16 protein-coding genes are annotated in these 19,478 nt (G+C 49.6%); 13 read left to right on the forward strand and 3 right to left on the reverse strand.

Annotation, left to right across the window (positions count from 1 at the left end; all coding sequences use genetic code 11):
• Positions 1-220: 220 nt before the first annotated feature.
• On the reverse strand, positions 221-1,600 hold the full coding sequence (murC, locus tag VV089_RS20505) for a UDP-N-acetylmuramate--L-alanine ligase (RefSeq protein WP_334337605.1): 1,380 nt from the start codon (positions 1,598-1,600) through the stop codon (positions 221-223).
• Positions 1,601-1,968: 368 nt separating this feature from the next.
• Between murC and VV089_RS20510 the strand changes: the two genes are divergently transcribed.
• The 8 genes from VV089_RS20510 (at position 1,969) to VV089_RS20545 (ending at position 13,601) form a co-directional block, all read left to right on the forward strand.
• Positions 1,969-3,240: a glucose-1-phosphate adenylyltransferase gene (locus tag VV089_RS20510; protein WP_334337198.1), complete on the forward strand. Its 1,272-nt coding sequence runs from the start codon at positions 1,969-1,971 to the stop codon at positions 3,238-3,240.
• Positions 3,240-4,358: a glucose-1-phosphate adenylyltransferase subunit GlgD gene (gene glgD / locus VV089_RS20515; protein WP_172541360.1), complete on the forward strand. Its 1,119-nt coding sequence runs from the start codon at positions 3,240-3,242 to the stop codon at positions 4,356-4,358. The genes VV089_RS20510 and glgD overlap by 1 nt, the downstream gene beginning before the upstream one ends.
• A gap of 107 nt (positions 4,359-4,465) precedes the next feature.
• On the forward strand, positions 4,466-4,741 hold the full coding sequence (gene spoVG, locus VV089_RS20520) for a septation regulator SpoVG (RefSeq protein WP_172541359.1): 276 nt from the start codon (positions 4,466-4,468) through the stop codon (positions 4,739-4,741).
• Positions 4,742-4,910: 169 nt separating this feature from the next.
• Positions 4,911-5,489: an aminoacyl-tRNA hydrolase gene (gene pth / locus VV089_RS20525; RefSeq protein WP_334337199.1), complete on the forward strand. Its 579-nt coding sequence runs from the start codon at positions 4,911-4,913 to the stop codon at positions 5,487-5,489.
• Entirely contained in the window at positions 5,486-8,839 is a 3,354-nt protein-coding gene (gene mfd / locus VV089_RS20530) for a transcription-repair coupling factor (RefSeq protein WP_334337200.1), read from the forward strand. The genes pth and mfd overlap by 4 nt, the downstream gene beginning before the upstream one ends.
• On the forward strand, positions 8,836-9,858 hold the full coding sequence (locus tag VV089_RS20535; RefSeq protein ID WP_334337201.1) for a peptidylprolyl isomerase: 1,023 nt from the start codon (positions 8,836-8,838) through the stop codon (positions 9,856-9,858). Before mfd ends, VV089_RS20535 begins: the two co-directional genes overlap by 4 nt.
• A 376-nt stretch (positions 9,859-10,234) precedes the next feature.
• On the forward strand, positions 10,235-11,260 hold the full coding sequence (locus tag VV089_RS20540) for a peptidylprolyl isomerase (protein ID WP_334337202.1): 1,026 nt from the start codon (positions 10,235-10,237) through the stop codon (positions 11,258-11,260).
• Between the two features lie 253 nt (positions 11,261-11,513).
• Positions 11,514-13,601, forward strand: a complete 2,088-nt coding sequence (locus tag VV089_RS20545) for a GH25 family lysozyme (RefSeq protein WP_334337203.1) — start codon at positions 11,514-11,516, stop codon at positions 13,599-13,601.
• Positions 13,602-13,703: 102 nt separating this feature from the next.
• Here the strand turns inward: VV089_RS20545 and VV089_RS20550 are convergent, their stop codons facing one another.
• Positions 13,704-14,891, reverse strand: a complete 1,188-nt coding sequence (locus VV089_RS20550) for an acetate/propionate family kinase (RefSeq protein WP_172541353.1) — start codon at positions 14,889-14,891, stop codon at positions 13,704-13,706.
• Positions 14,892-15,236: 345 nt separating this feature from the next.
• On the opposite strand from VV089_RS20550, the gene VV089_RS20555 reads away from it, so the two are divergent.
• Positions 15,237-15,515 carry a DUF2325 domain-containing protein gene (locus VV089_RS20555; protein WP_172541352.1) on the forward strand — a complete coding sequence of 93 codons (279 nt, stop codon included), beginning with the start codon at positions 15,237-15,239 and terminating at the stop codon, positions 15,513-15,515.
• A gap of 42 nt (positions 15,516-15,557) precedes the next feature.
• On the opposite strand, the gene VV089_RS20560 is transcribed toward VV089_RS20555, so the two are convergent.
• The gene (locus tag VV089_RS20560; RefSeq protein ID WP_172541351.1) at positions 15,558-15,965 is read right to left on the reverse strand and encodes a metal-dependent transcriptional regulator; all 408 of its coding nucleotides are present in this window, start codon (positions 15,963-15,965) and stop codon (positions 15,558-15,560) included.
• A 349-nt stretch (positions 15,966-16,314) separates the two neighbouring features.
• Between VV089_RS20560 and VV089_RS20565 the strand changes: the two genes are divergently transcribed.
• From VV089_RS20565 to aroE, 4 genes are all read left to right on the forward strand, one after another.
• A complete protein-coding gene (locus tag VV089_RS20565; protein ID WP_172541350.1) occupies positions 16,315-16,761 on the forward strand; it encodes a MarR family transcriptional regulator in 447 nt (148 codons plus the stop codon).
• Positions 16,761-17,528 carry a sulfite exporter TauE/SafE family protein gene (locus tag VV089_RS20570; protein WP_334337204.1) on the forward strand — a complete coding sequence of 256 codons (768 nt, stop codon included), beginning with the start codon at positions 16,761-16,763 and terminating at the stop codon, positions 17,526-17,528. Before VV089_RS20565 ends, VV089_RS20570 begins: the two co-directional genes overlap by 1 nt.
• Before the next feature lie 234 nt (positions 17,529-17,762).
• Positions 17,763-18,311, forward strand: a complete 549-nt coding sequence (gene spoVT / locus VV089_RS20575) for a stage V sporulation protein T (RefSeq protein WP_334337205.1) — start codon at positions 17,763-17,765, stop codon at positions 18,309-18,311.
• Between the two features lie 185 nt (positions 18,312-18,496).
• Positions 18,497-19,348, forward strand: coding sequence for a shikimate dehydrogenase (gene aroE, locus VV089_RS20580; protein WP_334337206.1), 852 nt, complete (start codon positions 18,497-18,499; stop codon positions 19,346-19,348).
• The last annotated feature ends 130 nt before the right edge of the window (positions 19,349-19,478 follow it).

Raw genomic sequence — 19,478 nt, forward strand, 5'->3', positions numbered from 1 at the left:
CCCAGAAAATCCGGGTGGATAAATCTGCACCGCTATGTGGATAATGTGGATAACTTTGTGGAGAAGTATTATTTGCAACCGCATAAAAAGGCCTGTACACCTAAAAAATATGGGAAAAGGCATTTTTTTGAGGAAAATTTATGTCAACAGTTTGTCCACAGAAAAATCCACATGCTTTTTACACAAAAACGGTGTAAAAACATGTGGATAATGTGGATAACTAATGCCGCAGCAGGTTTTCCCCAATGTTTATCACGTTTCCGGCTCCCATAGTTATACACAGATCTTCCGGAAAACATTTTTTTAATAAAAATGTTTCAATTTCTTCAAAGGAAGGAAAATAATGGGCATCCGCGCCTAGTTTTTCCAGCTCCTGCGCCAGCGTGGCGGAACTGATTCCCAGCGTGTCGGTTTCCCGGGCTGCATAGATGTCCGCCAGGACAACGTGATCCGCCAGGGAGAGGGCCTCGGCAAATTCCCCCAGAAAGGCCTTGGTACGCGTATAAGTATGGGGCTGGAACACGCACCAGATCTCCCGGTGGGGATAGTGCTTTGCCGTCTCCAAGGTGGCCCGGATCTCTGTGGGGTGATGGGCGTAATCGTCGATGACGGTAAAGCCGTTCACCTTTCCCTTATACTGGAAGCGGCGGTCAGTGCCCGAAAAGGCGCAAAGCCCCTTTTGTATATGCTCCGGTGAGATGCCGAGAGCATCTGCCGCTGCAATGGCAGCCAGAGCGTTCGCTACATTGTGGGCTCCCGGAACAGAAAGCTGTATGGGGAAGGAGCTCCCGTCCTTCTTTGCCAGGCGGAAGGAAGCGCAGGCCAGGTTATTATAGGAAAGCTCTCCTGCACAGTAATCGCTGTCAGGATTTGTGCCGAATGTTACCGCAGGGCAGGCAAGCCCTTCTGTGATCTCTTGGGAGTTCTCAATATCCCGGTTGAGGATGAGCAGGCCGTCCTTTGGAAGAAGAGCGGCAAAACGATGGAAGGAACGGCGGATGTCCTCCAGATCCTTGAAGAAGTCCAGATGGTCTTCTTCTATATTTAATATGATCCCCAGGGTGGGATGAAATTCCAGAAAGCTGTTGGTGTACTCGCAGGCCTCGGTTAAAAAGGTCTGGGAACGGCCTACCCGGATATTTCCGCCGATGGAGGGCAGAATGCCGCCTACGGAGATGGTGGGATCCAGATCGGCGCAAAGAAGAATGGAGGAGAGCATAGAGGTGGTAGTGGTTTTTCCGTGGGTTCCGGCTACTGCAACGGCAGTCTCATAGTTGGCCATAATCTGTCCCAGAAGCTGGGCTCTGGTAAGCATGGGAAGCCCGCGGGCTTCTGCGGCGGCAAGTTCCGGATTGTCCGGGTGGATAGCGGCCGTGTACACAACCAGATCGCAGTCCTTTGGAAGATTGGAGGAGCTCTGCCCGATCCGGATTTGGGCGCCCAGGGCTTCCAGATGCTTTGTAAGGTCTGAGGCCTTGCTGTCGGATCCGGAGATGCGGAAGTTCTCTTTTAACAGAATCTCGGCCAGGCCGCTCATGCTGATTCCGCCGATGCCGATAAAATGAATGAATATGGGGTTTTGAAAATCAATATGATACATCAGATACACATCCTGTCCTTTTATAATCTTCAATCTTGTTTCTTTTTATCAGTATAACCTTATTTTATGAAAAAGCAAAGAATTATATAAGAAAAATATGCAGTTGTTCAGTAGTGGGGGCGGTGAAGCAGGCAGACAGGCTTGAATTGATTTAAAAATGTAGAAAAAATTCAGAAAAGAACAAAATTTAACAAGAAATAGCTGCCAAATTAAGATAATGTGGATAAAATGCCGGGGACATTGTGAAAAACTTGTCGCAAAATGTTTAAAATAATTTCATATTTTTGCAAAAACATGTTCACTATTTACAAGGAATATGGTATAATTCGTAATGTAGACGAACTAACATTACAACAAGAGGTGATTACGTGATTAAGAAAGAAATGATTGCCATGCTTTTGGCAGGCGGCCAGGGAAGCCGTCTTGGGGTACTGACCGCCAAGGTTGCAAAACCGGCCGTTTCCTTTGGCGGCAAGTACAGGATTATTGACTTCCCATTAAGTAATTGTATCAATTCAGGTGTTGACACGGTTGGTGTGCTGACACAGTATCAGCCTCTGCGCCTGAATACCCACATTGGAATCGGAATGCCCTGGGATCTGGATCGGAATATCGGCGGCGTTACGGTTCTGCCTCCCTACGAGAAGAGCACCAACAGCGAGTGGTACACGGGTACGGCCAACGCCATTTATCAGAACCTGGATTATATTGATACCTACAATCCGGAATATGTACTGATCCTGTCCGGCGACCACATCTATAAGATGGACTATGAAGTGATGCTTGATTTCCATAAGGAGAATAATGCGGATGTAACGATTGCTGTTATGCCGGTGCCGATGGAGGAGGCAAGCCGTTTCGGCATTATGATCACGGACGGTGACAACCGGATTACGGAGTTTGAGGAGAAGCCCGAGCATCCCAGAAGTAATCTGGCATCCATGGGAATCTACATTTTCAGCTGGAAGATTCTGCGCAATGCCCTGATTGAGATGTCCAGCCAGCAGAGCTGCGACTTTGGAAAACATATTATTCCTTACTGCCATGAGAACGGCAACCGTCTTTTTGCCTATGAGTTCAATGGCTACTGGAAGGATGTAGGAACCTTAGGCTCCTACTGGGAGGCGAATATGGAGCTCATCGACATCATTCCGGAGTTCAACTTGTATGAGGAATTCTGGAAGATTTACACAAAGAGCGATGCGGTTCCGCCTCAGTACATTTCTACGGATTCCAAGATTGAGCGCAGCATCATCAGCGGAGGCTCGGAGATCTACGGTGATGTGTACAATTCCGTTATCGGTTCCGGCGTAACGGTGGGCAAGGGCACGGTTGTCCGGGATTCCATCATTATGAAGAACACGGATATCGGGGAAAACTGCACCATTGACAAGGCGATCATCGCCGAAGAGGTGGAGATTTCCGACGGCGTTGTCCTGGGAATCGGGGAGGACATTCCCAACAAGGTACAGCCGAAGATCTATTCCTTCGGGCTTGTGACCATCGGGGAGAACTCCTATATACCGCCGAATGTAAAGATCGGAAAGAATACGGCAATTTCCGGAGATACCACGCCGGATGATTACAAGGAAGGCGTTCTGGAGAGCGGCGAGACATTGATAAAGGCAGGTGACAGATAATGAGAGCGATTGGAATTGTACTGGCAGGCGGTAATAATCACAGAATGAGAGAGCTGTCCAATAAGAGAGCAGTTGCGGCGATGCCGGTGGCCGGAAGCTACCGGGGCATTGACTTTGCGCTTAGCAATATGTCCAACTCTCATATCCAGAGAGTGGCAGTGCTCACACAGTATAACGCGCGCTCCCTCAATGAGCATTTGAGCTCCTCAAAATGGTGGGACTTCGGAAGAAAGCAGGGAGGACTTTATATCTTTACTCCCACGATTACCGCAGACAATAACTCCTGGTATCGGGGAACGGCGGATTCCATCTATCAGAATCTGGACTGGCTTAAGAAAAGCCATGAGCCTTATGTAGTGATTGCATCCGGCGACGCAGTCTACAAGATGGATTACAATAAGGTGCTGGAGTACCATATAGATAAGAAGGCGGACATTACCGTTGTCTGCAAGGAGCTTCCGGCAGATGCCGATACCTCTCGGTTCGGCGTGCTGAAGACCGACGAGGAAGGGAGAATTCTGGACTTCGAGGAGAAGCCCATTGAGGCCCAGACGAACACCATTTCCTGCGGAATCTATGTGATCCGCAGAAGACAGCTCATTGAGCTGATTGAGAAATGCGCCCAGGAAGAGCGGTATGACTTCGTAAGGGATATTCTGATCCGCTATAAGAATCTGAAGCGTATCTATGCATACCGGACCACCGATTATTGGAACAGCATTTCCTCTGTGGAATCCTACTATGAGACAAACATGGACTTTTTGAAGGCAGATGTCCGGAAGTACTTCTTCAAGACCTATCCTGACGTATACTCCAAGGTTTTGGATCTCCCCCCGGCCAAGTACAATCCGGGATCGGATGTGAAGAACTCCCTGGTAGCCAGCGGATGTATTGTCAATGGAACCGTAGAGAATTCCGTGCTCTTTAAAAAGGTTTTCGTGGGCAACAATTGCGTAATCAAGAATTCCATTATTCTCAATGAGGTTTACATTGGAGATAATACGTACATTGAAAATTGTATCGTGGAAAGCCGTGATACCATTCGCGCCAATTCCCGTTATGTAGGTGAGAACGGCGTGAAGATTGTGGTGGAAAAGAACGAGCGGTACGTGCTGTAGCACACAGAGCCATAAAGCAGTGATGAGTTACAAGTAGATTCAAGATTACTGGTCGCAAAGTGAACAGTAATGCTTCAAGCCTTTGATTAAAGGGGGAAACAAAAGACATGCAGATCACAGATGTACGCGTGCGCAAAGTAGCAAAGGAAGGAAAGATGAAGGCCGTCGTGTCAATTACCATTGCAGACGAGTTCGTAGTACATGACATCAAGGTAATTGAAGGGGAAAAAGGTTTGTTTATTGCAATGCCGAGCAGGAAAGCAGCCGACGGAGAGTATCGTGACATTGCACACCCCATCAATTCCGGGACCCGTGATCAGATCCAGAAAATTATTCTGGAGAAATACGAAGCAGCATTGTTGGAAGCATCAGAGGAAGCCTGACAGGGACAATCGATAGTTGTGTTATGAGATAAATCATAGAGGGGATGCCGTTTTTACAGCGGCATCCCTGTTGTTTTGCAGGTTATGCCTTGCAAAATAGGGAGATCTCCTGTAGTATAAAAAAGTACGGAATTTTGAGCTTCAGAAAAATTAGGATAGGAGTGCTGAAATGTATCTGATTGCCGGCCTGGGGAATCCCACGAAGAAATATGAGCATACCCGTCACAACATTGGATTTGATGTAATCGACCGTCTGGCGGATCAATATAATATTAGTATGAATACGAAAAAATTCAAAGGTATCTGCGGTACAGGTGTCATAGAGGGAAGGAAGGTGCTGCTTCTCAAGCCTCAGACCTTTATGAATCTGAGCGGAATCAGCGTCCGGGAAGCAGCAGACTACTATAAGCTGGATTTTACCCAGGAGCTGATTGTGATTTACGATGATATTGATCTGGATCCCGGCAATCTGCGGATCCGCAAAAAAGGCAGTGCGGGGGGCCACAACGGGATCAAGGATATCATTGCTCATCTGGGGACCCAGGAATTTCTGCGGATCCGGGTGGGAGCAGGGGCAAAAGCAGAAGGACAGGATCTGGTTAACCATGTACTGGGGCATTTTTCCGGAGAAGATCGGGAGCTGGTGGCTTGGGCCATAGAAAATGCCGCGGGTGCCGTCCGGCTGATGGTACAGGGAGATACGGATGCTGCCATGAATCAGTATAATAAAAAGGTAGTAAAAGAATGAAAGCTTTTCTGGAACCGTTAAAAAAGCTAAGTGCATATGAAGAGATCTATGGGAAGCTGAAGAAAAACCGGGGAGCGCTGCAGCTGTCCGGCTGTATGGATTCCCAGAAGGTACACATGGCCTGTGGGCTGGGAGCGGAGTTCCCCTTCCGGGTGATTCTGACCTATAGTGAACAGAGGGCAAAGGAAATCTATGAGGACTGCCGGTATTTCGATCACGATACCGTGCTATACCAGGCAAAGGATTTCCTCTTTTTTCATGCAGATATCCAGGGAAACCTGCTGGTGCAGCAGCGTATCCGGGCTCTGAAGGCCCTGCTTACCAGGCAGCAGCTTACGGTGGTGGCGCCCTTTGACGGATGTATGGACCGGCTCAGGCCTCTGGAGGAAGTGAGGGGCGAGATTCTTACCATCGGAACGGAAAGCCTGGTAGAGACGAAAGCCTTAAGCCATCGTCTGGCCCGGCTGGGGTATGAGCGCACCGGGCAGGTGGAGGCGCCGGGACAGTTTGCGATCCGGGGCGGCATTGTGGACATCTACGGGCTTACGGAGGAGAACCCCTGGCGGCTTGAGCTCTGGGACGACGAAATCGATTCCATCCGGAGCTTTGATGTGGAAAGCCAGCGATCCATCGAGAATTTAAGCGAGATTGTGATTTATCCGGCCGCCGAGCTGATTCCGGAGAAAGAGGAGGAGGCTGTGAGCTTCCTGGAATATTTTCCTTTGGAGAAAACGGTATTTTTCCTGGATGAGCCGGCCAGGCTGCTGGAAAAGGGCACTACGGTGGAAAAGGAATTCCGGGAGAGCCTGGCCAACCGGGCGGAGCGGGGGGAGGCGCTGCCCCAGGAAGCCGGACTTCTATATGGAACGGAGGAGATAACGGCCCGTCTGAACCGGAGAAACTGCGTGGCCCTCTGTATGCTGGAGCAGAAGCTGGCAGGCTGGGATATCACAGGCCGCTATCAGATTGAGGCTAGGTCTGTCAATCCCTACAACAATAGCTTTGAACTGCTGGTGAAGGATCTGAAGCGGTGGAAACGGGAAAAGTACGCAGTGGTGCTGATGTGCGCCTCAGGAACCCGGGCAAAGCGTCTGGCTGCCGACCTGCAGGAGGAGGAGCTGAACAGCTTCTACTCGGAGGATGAGGAGCGGATCGTCGGGGAGACGGAGATCATGGTAGTCCACGGCAGCGTCCACAGGGGTTATGAATATCCCATGGTGAAATTCGCCGTCATTTCGGAGACGGATATTTTCGGCCGGGAGAAGAAAAAGCGAAAGCGCCGCAGGCTTTACGAGGGCCAGAAGATCCAGAGCTTTTCGGAGCTTAGCATCGGCGATTACGTAGTCCATGAGAATCATGGCCTTGGTATCTACCGGGGAATCGAGAAGGTAGAAGTAGACAAGATCATGAAGGATTATATCAAGATCGAGTATGCAAAGGGAGGGAATCTCTACATCCTGGCCACCCAGCTGGAGATGATACAGAAGTATGCCGGCTCGGATGCCAGAAAGCCGAAGCTGAACCGCCTTGGGGGAAGCGAGTGGGGAAAAACCAAGTCAAAGGTACGGGGAGCAGTCCAGGAAATTGCAAAAGACCTGGTGGAGCTTTATGCGGCCCGGCAGGAGAAGGACGGCTACGTATACGGGCCGGACACAGTCTGGCAGAGGGAGTTCGAGGAGCTTTTCCCCTTTGAGGAGACGGTAGATCAGCAGCTTGCCATAGAAGCGGTAAAGGGCGATATGGAGAGCAGCCGGATCATGGATCGGCTGATCTGCGGAGACGTGGGGTACGGAAAGACAGAGATAGCCATCCGGGCGGCATTTAAGGCAGTTCAGGAGAATAAGCAGGTGGTATATCTGGTGCCGACCACCATCCTTGCCCAGCAGCATTACAATACCTTTGTGCAGCGGATGAAGGAATTCCCTGTGCGCGTGGATATGCTGTCCAGATTCCGGACGGCTGCGGAGCAGAAGAAGACCATTACCGATTTGAAAAAGGGTATGGTAGACATCCTTATCGGCACCCACCGGGTATTGTCGGCGGATGTGGTCTTCAAGGATCTGGGGCTTCTGATCATTGACGAGGAGCAGCGCTTTGGGGTGGCCCACAAGGAGAAGATTAAGAAGCTCAAAGAAAATATTGACGTGCTCACACTGACGGCAACGCCCATTCCCCGTACACTTCACATGAGCCTTATCGGAATCCGGGATATGAGTGTGCTGGAGGAGGCGCCCCAGGACAGGATTCCCATTCAGACCTATGTTATGGAATACGACGAGGAGATGGTACGGGCAGCCATCAGCCGGGAGCTGGGCCGGGGCGGCCAGGTTTACTACGTGTACAACCGGGTGAACACCATTGTGGAAATGACCGCCCAGCTTGAGAAGCTGGTGCCGGAGGCGAATATCGTCTTTGCCCACGGGCAGATGAAGGAGCAGGAACTGGAACGGATCATGTATGACTTCATAGCCGGGGACATTGACGTGTTGGTGTCTACCACCATCATAGAGACGGGACTGGACATCTCCAACGTCAATACCATGATTATCCACGACGCAGATAACATGGGCCTCTCCCAGCTTTACCAGCTCCGGGGCCGGGTAGGACGATCCAATCGGACAGCCTATGCCTTTCTCATGTACCGCCGGAACAAAATGTTAAAAGAAGTAGCAGAAAAGCGTCTGGGAGCCATCCGCGAGTTCACAGAGCTTGGAAGCGGCTTTAAGATAGCCATGCGGGATCTGGAGATCCGGGGAGCCGGTAATCTTCTGGGAGCCCAGCAGCACGGCCATATGCAGGCCGTCGGCTATGATCTCTACTGCAAGATGCTCAACGAGGCAGTCAAGAAGCAGAAAGGAATTCCTGTTTCGGAAGAAGAATTCCAAACCTTGGTAGATGTAGAGCTGGACGCCTTTATTCCGGACACCTATATCCGCAGCGAAAGCCAGAAGCTGGATATCTACAAACGGATTGCCGGTATCGAGACAGCAGAGGAATGCGAGGATATGTTAGAAGAGCTTATAGACCGCTTCGGGGATCCGCCCAAATCCGTGCTGAACCTTCTGGCCGTGGCAGATCTGAAGGTAAAGGCCCATCGGGTTTACGTGAAAGAGATTGGAGAGCGGCCGGAGGAAATCCGCTTTTACCTGTACGAGAAGGCCCGGCTTAATCCGGCCGGATTTCCAGCCTTTATCGAAGGCTTTGAAGGAAGGATGCGCTTCCTTTCCGGCGACAAGCCTGCTTTTTGGTACCGCAGGGTGAAAAACAGCCGGGAAGAGGAAAACGTCATGGAGCTGGTGGGAGGGATTCTGGAGCAGATGCAGATTTTGCGTGAGGATGAAAAGGAATGAGAGGAACAATGCAAAGGCGGCTGACGGCCGGTATTCTGCTGCTCTGTCTGTGTACAGGCTGCGGCAGAGCCCGTCAGACGGGAACGCCGGTGGCTTCATTGGGAACCGAGACAATAGAGCTTGAGGAAGCCGTATTTTACACAAGAATGCTGCAGGAGCAGTGGGAGACAGCCTACCTGGAAACCTACGGAGAAAAAATGTGGCAGCAGGAGCCAAAATTCGGTGAAGGCGAAGAAAAGCCCGAAACCATGGAGGAGGCCCTGAAGCAGGATGTGATGAACACACTGACAGAGATTCATCTGCTGTGCGCTCATACAGAAGAATACGATGCAGAGCTTACCAAAGAAGAAAAAGACTTTGTATCAAGACGGGCAGAGGCCTTTATGAGGGACAATACGCCGGCAGTCCTGGAGGCAGCCGGAGCCACAAAGGAGACGGTGGAGCAGTTCCTTCTATACAATGAGCAGGCAGCAAAGACAGCAGAGCGCTTGAAAGAAAACTGCAAGCCGGAGATCAGCGAGGAAGAGGCCCGGGTAGGAAAGCTGACCTACTGCCTCTTCGCCACAACCGGAACCTTTGACGCAGAGGGGAACCAGACCCCCTTCACAGAGGAAGAGCTTCTAAAGATTCAAAAAGACGCAGAGCAGTTTGCCGTCCGTGCCGGAGAGCTCAAAGACATAACAGCGGCAGGGGCAGAGATCTCCCATACCGTAATTGACGTATATTTTAACGATTTCACAGACGGCGGCGCCCATGAGCTGGTAGCCCAGACAGCCCGGGAACTGAAAGTCGGAGACGTGTCCGGGGTCATAGAAGCCCAGGAAGGCTACTACATCGTCCAGAGAGTATCCGAATACGACGAGACAGCCACCAGGGATCGGATAGAAGAACTGGAATTCCTTGCAAGAGAAGAATACTGTGCACAAATGGTAGCCGCCTGGAGAGAAGAAACCCCCTTAGAGATCATAACGGAAGTATGGGACACCGTACACATGGACGTCTTGCTTACGGAGCCATAACCCTTCATCCAGGTTGGGGCGAAACCGGGGCGCGGGCTTTTCCAATATTTAGTGTCCGGCTGTTCGCGAACAGGCTGTCTGCGCTGAACGAACATTACCAAAATATATAAATGCTAAAAAAATCTTCAAGGTAATGTACGTTCAGCGCAGACAGAATGTACGCGAACCGTCCGAACACAGAATATGGAAAAGCCCGCGCCCCGGTTTCGCCCCAGGATGAAACCGTTTAGCTCCAACCATGAAATATCTGTGTCCCCACAAAACAATCCTTGCCTACAGGAAAAAAACAGATTATAATAGACAAAGAATAAAAACAGAAGCTCACATAAAACCCAATCTACACGAGCTTCAGAAAACAGAAAGGTAGACAAAGAAAATGAAAAAAAGGACAAGCAGGATCTTATCCCTGATATTTGCACTGGCCTTCCTACTGACAGGCTGTTCCGGAAGCCGGCTGAACGCTTCCGAGACCATAGCAGTACTGGATGAGACAACCAATATAAGACTGGGAGAATTCAGCCTGATGCTGCGCTATCAGCAGGCACAGATGGAAAGTTATTACGGAAGCATGCTTGGCGGCGGCATTTACCAGCAGGAGATGCCGGATACAGGAGAAGTCTACGGCGACACGGCAAAAAGAAGCCAGATGGACGAGTTCCAGCTTCTGTACGTTCTGGAAGCAGAGGCCCCCAATTATGAGGTGGTCTTGACAGAAGAAGAAAAGGGAGCAATCGCAGAGGCGGCAAAAACATTTCTGGACAGCAATACCCCGCAGTTAAAGAAAGCAGTGGGCGCAGAGCAGACAGACGTAGAGCACCTCTTAACCCTGCTGACCATTCAGAATAAGATGTACGATGCCCTGACAACAGACGTAGATACCGTGGTTTCCGATGAGGAAGCGGCACAAAAGCGGATTGCCTATGCATTTATCTCCACTACAGGAACGGAAACCGACAGCGAAGGCAATACCATTCCCCTGACAGACGAGGAAAAAGCCCAGAAGAAAGCAGCCCTCCAGGAGGTTCTGGACGCAGCCAGGGAAAGCGGCGATTTGAATGCGGCGGCAGAGGGAAAGGAAAATATTACAGCCACGACTGCGGCCTACGGGGCTGACAGCAGTTCCCCGGCAGAAAGCGTCCGGGCAGCGGCAGATACCCTGAAGGACGGAGAGTTTGCAGAGATTATCGAGGCGGAGAGCGGCTATTATGCAGTGCAGATGATAAGCACCTTTGACCGGGAAGCCACAGACAGCCAGAAGGAAGCCATCGTCCGGCAGCGAAAAGACACCCTTTACGACGAAAAGTGCGAGGAGCTTAAAGAAGCCCATACCTTCACGGCAGTAGACGCAGCCATGGCAAAGCTGACCTTTGAACAGACCTTTGTTCTGAAAACAGAGCAGTAGAGGAAGGCTTTCGGCGGTCATAGATATTTTTTAATATGTTACGGGAAAATTAAGAAAATATTAAATAAGTAATTAAAAAAATACCAGAAAAATGGGATATCCTAGTAAATATCCCATTTTTTTGTTACAATTTTTTTATGTAAACAGTTGAAAAGTGGGAAAAAGGATGTTATACTAAAACCTACTGTTAACAAATGCCGTCCTTGTCAAGAAGGGGGCTGGGGTGTAATGAAAGCAAATGAGGAGAAGGAAAATGAAGGGAAAACGATTTTGGGCGCTCAGCCTTTCGGCTGTTCTTGCAGTGTCCATGCTCAGCGGCTGCATCCGGCCGCAGGTAACAGAGGACATGATTCCTACGGTGACGGATCTTGGAATGTCTGAGGAAGCAGCGCCGGTGGAAGAAGAAGTCAGAGTGGTAGGGCTTTCCATGAACAAGTCTTATATGGCAGAGCTTACCAGAATGGATGGAGACAATACCCAGGCTGCAGCCGTGGATGCAAAGGCAATTCCGGTTGTGCTGAAGGCGACCTCCATGGACAAGGACCTGAAGGTAAAGATTGTCAATCAGAAGAACGACAGGGTCATTACCGGAACCGTATTCGAAGTCACAGTTACGGATTCCAATAAAAAGACCCAGAGCTATAAGGATGAAGATAAGGACGGAATTATCTACATAAAGAATATGACTCCCGGAAGCTGCACGGTTTCCCTGAAGTCCTCCGGATCCTACAGTGCGCCCGGCGACATCAAGGCCGAGGTTAAGGCCAATCTGGAGTATAAGGTGGTGGACGTCACAGACGAGATCAAGAAGGAAAGCGAGATCAATGTGGCGAAGGAGGATTCCAATACCACCGGCAACAGCGACGCAGGTACGTCTGTGGTTCTGACGGATACGGTGGAGTTTGTAGAATCTACAAAGACAGAGATTATGAAGCAGAAGGTGGACGAATACGGGACACCGATGTATGAGAAGATCATCAGCGAGCCGGCGAAGCATCACAAGGATGACAACGGAGACGGTACATGCGACCGCTGCGGAGCTAAGATGGAGTGCCAGCATACATATGAAGACAAGATTGTGGAGTCTACCTGTACAACGGCAGGGACAAAGACCCCGACCTGCAGCAAGTGCGGCGCAGCAAAGACGGCAGAGGCGCTTCCGTTAAAGGCGCACAGCTACACCAATGGAGTGTGCACGGTCTGCTCTGCAAAGGATCCGAACTATCAGGCTCCCCATGTACATGATCTGAAGGAAGTAAAAGCACCTACCTGTACCGAAGCGGGAGAGAAGGCATGCAGCTGCGGCGGCGCATCAGAAGCAATTCCGGCACTGGGACATGATTTTGTAAATGGGGTATGTACCAGATGTAAAGCGAGCGATCCAAACGGGACTACGACCGCTCCGGAGAATCCCGCAACACCAGAGAATCCCACAACACCGGACAATCCTGCCGGCACAGACACTACATTGAATACTACAAACGATCCTGCTTCTGCAGAAGAGACGACAGCTTCCATTCTGAACCATGCGCTGCGCCTGGTTGGAGCAGCAAACGGAGAGAAGATTGTCTATGATACAACCAGCGCTCCTATCATGGAGGGCACCGGGACATTTAAGTATACCGGCTGGCAGACGATTGATAATGCTACGTATTTCTTCGATAAAGACGGCAATAAGGTAACAGGCACCCAGATTATCCAGGGTATCCAGTATAACTTCGGCGGCGAGGGCATCCGCTCCGGCACCATCGGTATTGACGTGTCCAAGTACCAGAAGGGCATTAACTGGCAGAAGGTAAAGAATGCGGGAATTAACTTCGTTATTATCCGCTGCGGCTACCGCGGATACGGTTCCGGCGTCCTTGTAGAGGATCCCATGTATGCATCCCATATCAGCGGAGCAAAGGCAGCCGGGCTGCGTGTGGGCGTGTACTTCTTCAGCCAGGCGATTAATGAAGCCGAGGCGGTAGAGGAAGCCAGTATGGCAGTGAAGCTTGCCAACCGTTACGGAATCAATATGCCTATTGCTATCGACAGTGAGTATGCCGCAGGCGGACGGGGACGTGCGGATGGTCTGTCTAAAGCGGACAGAACCAAGATTACCATTGCGTTCTGCAACACAGTAGCCAATTCCGGCCACACGCCCATGGTATACGCCAGCAAGAACTGGTTCTCCGAGCACTTAAGCCCCTCCCAGTTCCCAGGCAGCTACCGCATCTGGGTGGCACAGTATGCAAGCAAGTGTACCTACAGCGGACGCTATGATATCTGGCAGAATACCTCCAAGGGACAGGTAGACGGCATCAGCGGCAATGTGGATATGAACGTAAGCTCTATTTAAAAGCCAAGAGCATGGAGTTCATAGTCAGATAAGAAAGATCAAAGGCGCCTCATCTTCGAATAGAAGATGAGACGCCTTTTTAAATCTGTAAAAATCCCTATGTTAATTTCTGACATAACCAAAAGTTTTCCGTGCAACTCCCAATTCCTCGTTGGCAGGAATGACGTGAATGGTTACAGGAGATTCCGGAAGGGAAATCACGGCATTTTCACTGTAGTCCAAGTTCTTTTCCGGATCCAGGAGGACGCCCATATGCTTGAGCTGACTGCAGACGATTCGGCGGATGGTACAGCCATGTTCTCCGATACCGCCGGTGAAAACAAGGTGATCAAGTCCGCCCAGCTCCGCATAGTAGGAGCCGATATAACGTATAATTCCGTTGCAGAACACATCTATGGCCAGCTTTGCCCGTTCGCTGCCGCCGTCAGCAGCTTTCTCAATATCACGCAGATCGTTGCTGACCCCGGAGAGCCCCAAAAGACCGCCTTTTTTGGTAAGTCCTTCCATGATTTCCTCCAGTTTCATGCCCTTTTCCAGAAGGAAGGGAATGATAAAGGGATCCATGTCTCCGTTCCGGCTGGACTGAATCAGGCCCGCCTGGAGGGAGAGGCCGAAGCTCGTATCTACGCTTTTTCCGTTGTCAATGGCGCACAGAGAGCCGCTTCCTCCTAAGTGGCAGGAGATGGCTTTTTTGGTAGCGCCGTAAAGCTCTGCCAGGGTCTCGGCTACATAGCTGTGGGAGGCGCCGTGATAGCCCAGGCGCTCAATTCCGTATTTTTCATACCACTCATAGGGAATGCCGTACAGCTTCCGCTCCAGAGGAATGGTGGTGTGGAAGGCTGTCTCAAAGGCGCCGACCAGCATGGCGTCCGGCGTCAGCTTCTGGAACTGGCGGATGGCTTCCAGGTAGGGGATGTTGTGAGCGGGAGCCACGACCAGATATTCCTCCATGCCCTTCAATACCTCTGGGGTTAACTCGTGAATGCCATAGTGATCTTTGGAAAGCACAGTCTTAAAGCCTACCCGTTCCAGCTCCTGAAGGTTGGACAGCACTCCGTATTCTTTGTGGAGAAGGCAGTCCAGGAACATCTGAATTCCTTCCGTATAGGTAGGGATGGAGAGGTTCTCCCGGAAAATCTTGAAGCCGTCCGGTTTTTTAAAGTGAAAGATGGCGCTGTCCTGGCTTCCCACCCGTTCGACCTTGCCTTCTGCCAGAACCTCATCTCCCGGCATGACAAATAACTTGAATTTTAAAGATGTGCTTCCTGCATTACATACTAAAAGCTTCATATGGTCCTCCTGCTATTTTAAGCTCCGTAATATTACTGATTGAAATTCCGCTGTCTGCTTTTATAAGTATAACAAAAACAAACTTTCAGCACAATAAAAATAAAGGCAAAAAAATCAGCATTTGCTGCATGATGTCTATGCGCCCAACCACAGCAGTTGGTAATTTTTTGCACAGAAGCCCTTGACAGAGCACTTGCGATATGTTATTATTTTCGTAGTTAGCTAAAACTAACCTTTTGTTCTAAGAGAACCTTCCCTATAGGCAGGGATGATAGTAAAATGCTGAAAAGCATTTTTCTTTAACACCGATAGTTAGCAGCAACTAACCATGAAAGGAGCATAGGAATGAGTGTTGTAATCATAGGTGGACATGAGAGGATGGAAAACCGGTACAAAGAAATCTGCAAAAAATACAGACATAAGACAAAAGTGTTTACGAAAATGCGGTCAGATTTAAGCCGCCAGATTGGTACACCAGATTTAGTGATTCTGTTCACGGCAACGGCATCCCATAAGATGGTGCGCTGCGCAATTACAGAATCAGAACGCAGCAATGCGGTTCTGGAACGTTCACACAGCAGCAGCGCAAGTGCGCTCATACATATACTGGAGACTTATACATAATTTCTTGAGCTTGACGTGGCCGGGATGACTTGCGGTGTGTGATTATTTGCTTTCGGATTTGTCAGTTTTCAGGAGGGACAGGATACATTTTTTCATGGCTTCGTAGCTTTCCGGTGTAATGTCATGTTCCATTTTGCAGGCATCGCTGGCGGCAATTCGTGGATCGACCCCCAGATGGACCAGCCAGTCCGTCAGCAGGGTATGGCGTTCATAGATGTTCTCAGCCAGTTTCCGCCCCTCGTTTGTCAAGAGAATATACCCTTCCTCTGACATGGTAATGTACCTGCGTGTTTTCAGGTTTTTCATGGCAACGCTTATGCTGGGTTTTGAGAAATTCAGCTCATTTGCCACGTCAATGGAACGGACGGCGGGAAGGCGCCTGCTCAGGATGAGGATTGTTTCGAGATAATCTTCAATGGATTCTTCAGATTTGTGACGGATGTAATTCATCGGATGTCCGGCCTCCTCCTTTCAAGTGTGCTGATTTAGTCTGGTAAGGTTATCTTAACACTCCGGATGGAATTTTTCAAGCGATTGTCCGGATTAGCGGCAGCTTTGCAAAAGTAATGGTTACTGTTCCCGCACGACTTCAAGCAGGCAGCCTGGATCACTGCACTGGCCCGTGCCCCGGCTTCGAAGGCATGGAAAAGAGGCGCCTTGCGGCCTATGGCATAACGGAAGGAAGAGACTTTTGGAATGCAAACAATGCTATAGTGACATTTGTTTTGCAAATATTTATGCTTGACAAAGTTTTTTTTTATTATAAAATAGTTCTAAAAAGAACAAAAAGGAGAATGCAATGATTCCGCTAAATCCATGGGAGCATCAAAATGCAATCAAGGCACTTTATTCAAAATGTGTAGAAGAGGTTTGTATAAAACATAACATTACCCGAATGGAATTGGACATCCTTCTCTTTTTAGCCAATAATCCATGTTTTGATACGGCATCAGATATTATTGAGGTCAGATATCTGTCAAAATCCCAGGTATCGTTTTCTATAAAACTTCTGGAACAGTGTGGTTTTATAAGAAAAGAGTATTTGAAATGCAACCGTAAGACAGCACATTTGAGGATATGCAAAGGGGCTATGGGCATCATCCATGATGGGCAGGCCGCACAGGAGGAATTCATTTCAATCATGCTGGATGGTTTTTCGCAGGAGGAAATTGACGGCATGAAAAAACAAAATGACCGTATCCTGTGTAATATCAATGCTTATATGAAAGGGAAGGAGGCAAAGTGATGTTTAAATTTTTCATTTGTTTTATTGCTGGGATTGGAGCCGGACTTGGAACGGGGTTTGCGGGGATGAGTGCCGCCGCCGTAATCAGTCCTATGCTGATTACCTTTTTGGAACTTCCGGCATATGAGGCAGTCGGTATTGCCCTGGCCAGTGATGTTCTTGCAAGTGCCATAAGCGCATACACGTATGGAAAAAATAAAAACCTTGATATTCGCAATGGCCTTGTAATGATGGTGACTGTTCTGATTTTTACATTGGCGGGGAGCTTTGCCGCAAGCCGTGTTCCAAATACCACTATGGGCAGTTTCTCCGTATTCATGACACTGATCCTTGGAATCAAATTTATCGTAAAGCCTGTTATGACGACAAAAGAAACCATGCAGGCAGTCAGCGGAAAAAAACGTATCATACAGTCAATTGCCAGCGGAATAGTTGTCGGGTTTATCTGTGGCTTTGTAGGTGCGGGCGGCGGAATGATGATGCTTCTGCTTTTGACCAGCCTGTTAGGATATGAACTGAAGACTGCCGTTGGGACAAGTGTGTTTATCATGGCTTTTACGGCCTTTACAGGTGCTGGAAGTCATTTTGCCATAGGCGGTATGCCGGATGTATGGTGCCTGCTGTTCTGTGTGGCATCCACACTGCTCTGGGCGAGGATTGCCGCCAAATTCGCAAATAAAGCCAGTGCAGCAACATTAAACCGTGCAACTGGCGTTGTGCTTGCTGTTCTGGGAGTGGTCATCCTGACAGTGAATTACTTGAAATAATGAAATCAGAAACCTGCAGTTTAAACCATTCGGCAGGTTTCGTGCCTATGCCGCCCTTGTAAGCTGCTTTTCAAGCAGCAAGGCGAGAGCAGGTTCCTCTGACAGGCCTTGTTTAGCTTCATGACATTGGGAGTGAACAGTAATCGGAAAATTGTGTTTTTATGGTATAAAAATTTTTTGCCGACAAATACTATTTCCAGAAATGGTCAGTACAGCAAATGGAGGAATATTTTTATGAAAGCTACAGGAATTGTCAGAAGGATTGATGACCTGGGAAGAGTGGTTATCCCAAAGGAGATTAGACGGACACTCCGTATTCGCGAAGGGGATCCATTGGAAATATTTACCGATCGGGAGGGGGAAATTATTTTAAAGAAGTACTCGCCTATTGGGGAGCTTGGGCTGTTTGCAAAGCAGTATGCGGAAAGCCTGGCTCAGACAACCGGCCTTATGGTCTGTATTGCGGATCGGGATGCGGTGATTGCGGCGGCCGGAGGCGCTAAGAAGGATTATATGGGCAAGGCGATCAGCCGGCAGCTTGAAGATGCTATCCAGGAGAGAGAGAATATCCAGGCATCAGCAGGAGAGAAGCGGTATGTGAAAATTGTGGATGAGGATATGGAGGACTGCTTTGCGCAGACGATTAGCCCGATTCTCTGTGAAGGGGATGCGATTGGGGCGGTGGTACTCTTTAGTAAGGATCCGAAGGCCAAGATGGGGGAGGCGGAGCAGAAGCTGGCTTACTCGGCGGCTGGGTTTTTGGGGAGACAGATGGAGCAGTAACTGTGAGAGATAAAACGGAAGGGGTTGGGAGTTCAGCCAGGCTGCGGCAGAGCCGGAGGGCCGGCTCTGCCGCAGCCTGGCTGAACTTATTTTCGTTTTGCTTGAGAGAGAAATACTTTTCATTTGGCAGCTTTTGGTGTAAAATGGAGGAAATATGGATTGCGTGGAAAGGGGAAGGAGAACGGATGAAAAATTATCGTGCGGAGCTGGTTGGTGTGTTTGGTGATCCGGTGGATGGGAATCCTACGGGGGTGACTATGGAGGCTGCTTTTGCAGAAAAGTGCTTGAATTATCGGTATTTGACCTTGAAGGTACTGCCGGAGGATCTGGAGGAGGCGATGCGGTCTCTGCGTGTGCTGCATATGAAGGGGATTAATCTGACGATGCCTCATAAGATTAAGGTGATTCCTCTTCTTAATGAGCTGTCGGAGGCGGCAGGTATTATCGGGGCGGTGAATACGGTGGTGCTTCGTGAGGATGGGACGCTGTTCGGGGAGAATACGGACGGGAAGGGCTTTGTACAAGCCTTACATAACAAGGGGATTTCGCTGGAAGGTAAACGGGTTGTTTTACTTGGAGCCGGTGGGGCGGCGAAGGCGATTGCGGTAGAATGTGCTCTGGCAGGGGCTGCTTCTATCAAGGTTGTGAACCGCACGCTGGAACGGGCTTTGGAATTGGTGGATACTTTGAAAAAGCATACCAAGACAGAGGCTTCCTGTGAGCAGTGGGAGAGCTGCCATAAAATTCCGGCGGATACGGATATTTTGATTAACGGTACGTCCATCGGCCTGCATCCGGATGGGGATCAGAAGCCGGATATTGATTATGAGGGGATTGCGCCCCATATGGCAGCGGCGGATGTTGTATTTAATCCGGTGGATACGCTTTTCTTGAAGGAGGCACAGAAGCAGGGGGCGACGGCCGTCAATGGCCTGGGTATGCTGGCCTGCCAGGCGGCGCTGAACTTTAAGCTCTGGACGGGAGTGGAGCCGTCTCTTAAGGTGATGGAGGATACGCTGCAAAAGGAGTTCGAGTAAAAGCTTGCCGCTGCAGAGAGCGGATACTTTTGCGGCAGCCTTTTGTAAAAAAAATTTTTGGCTATATCTCACAAATATGCTGATGCATATTTGTGAGATCCGCCAAAAAAGAAAAAAGCCATTGACAGAA

This window comes from Candidatus Merdisoma sp. JLR.KK011, assembly GCF_036941125.1.
Taxonomy (GTDB): Bacteria; Bacillota; Clostridia; order Lachnospirales; family Lachnospiraceae; genus Laedolimicola.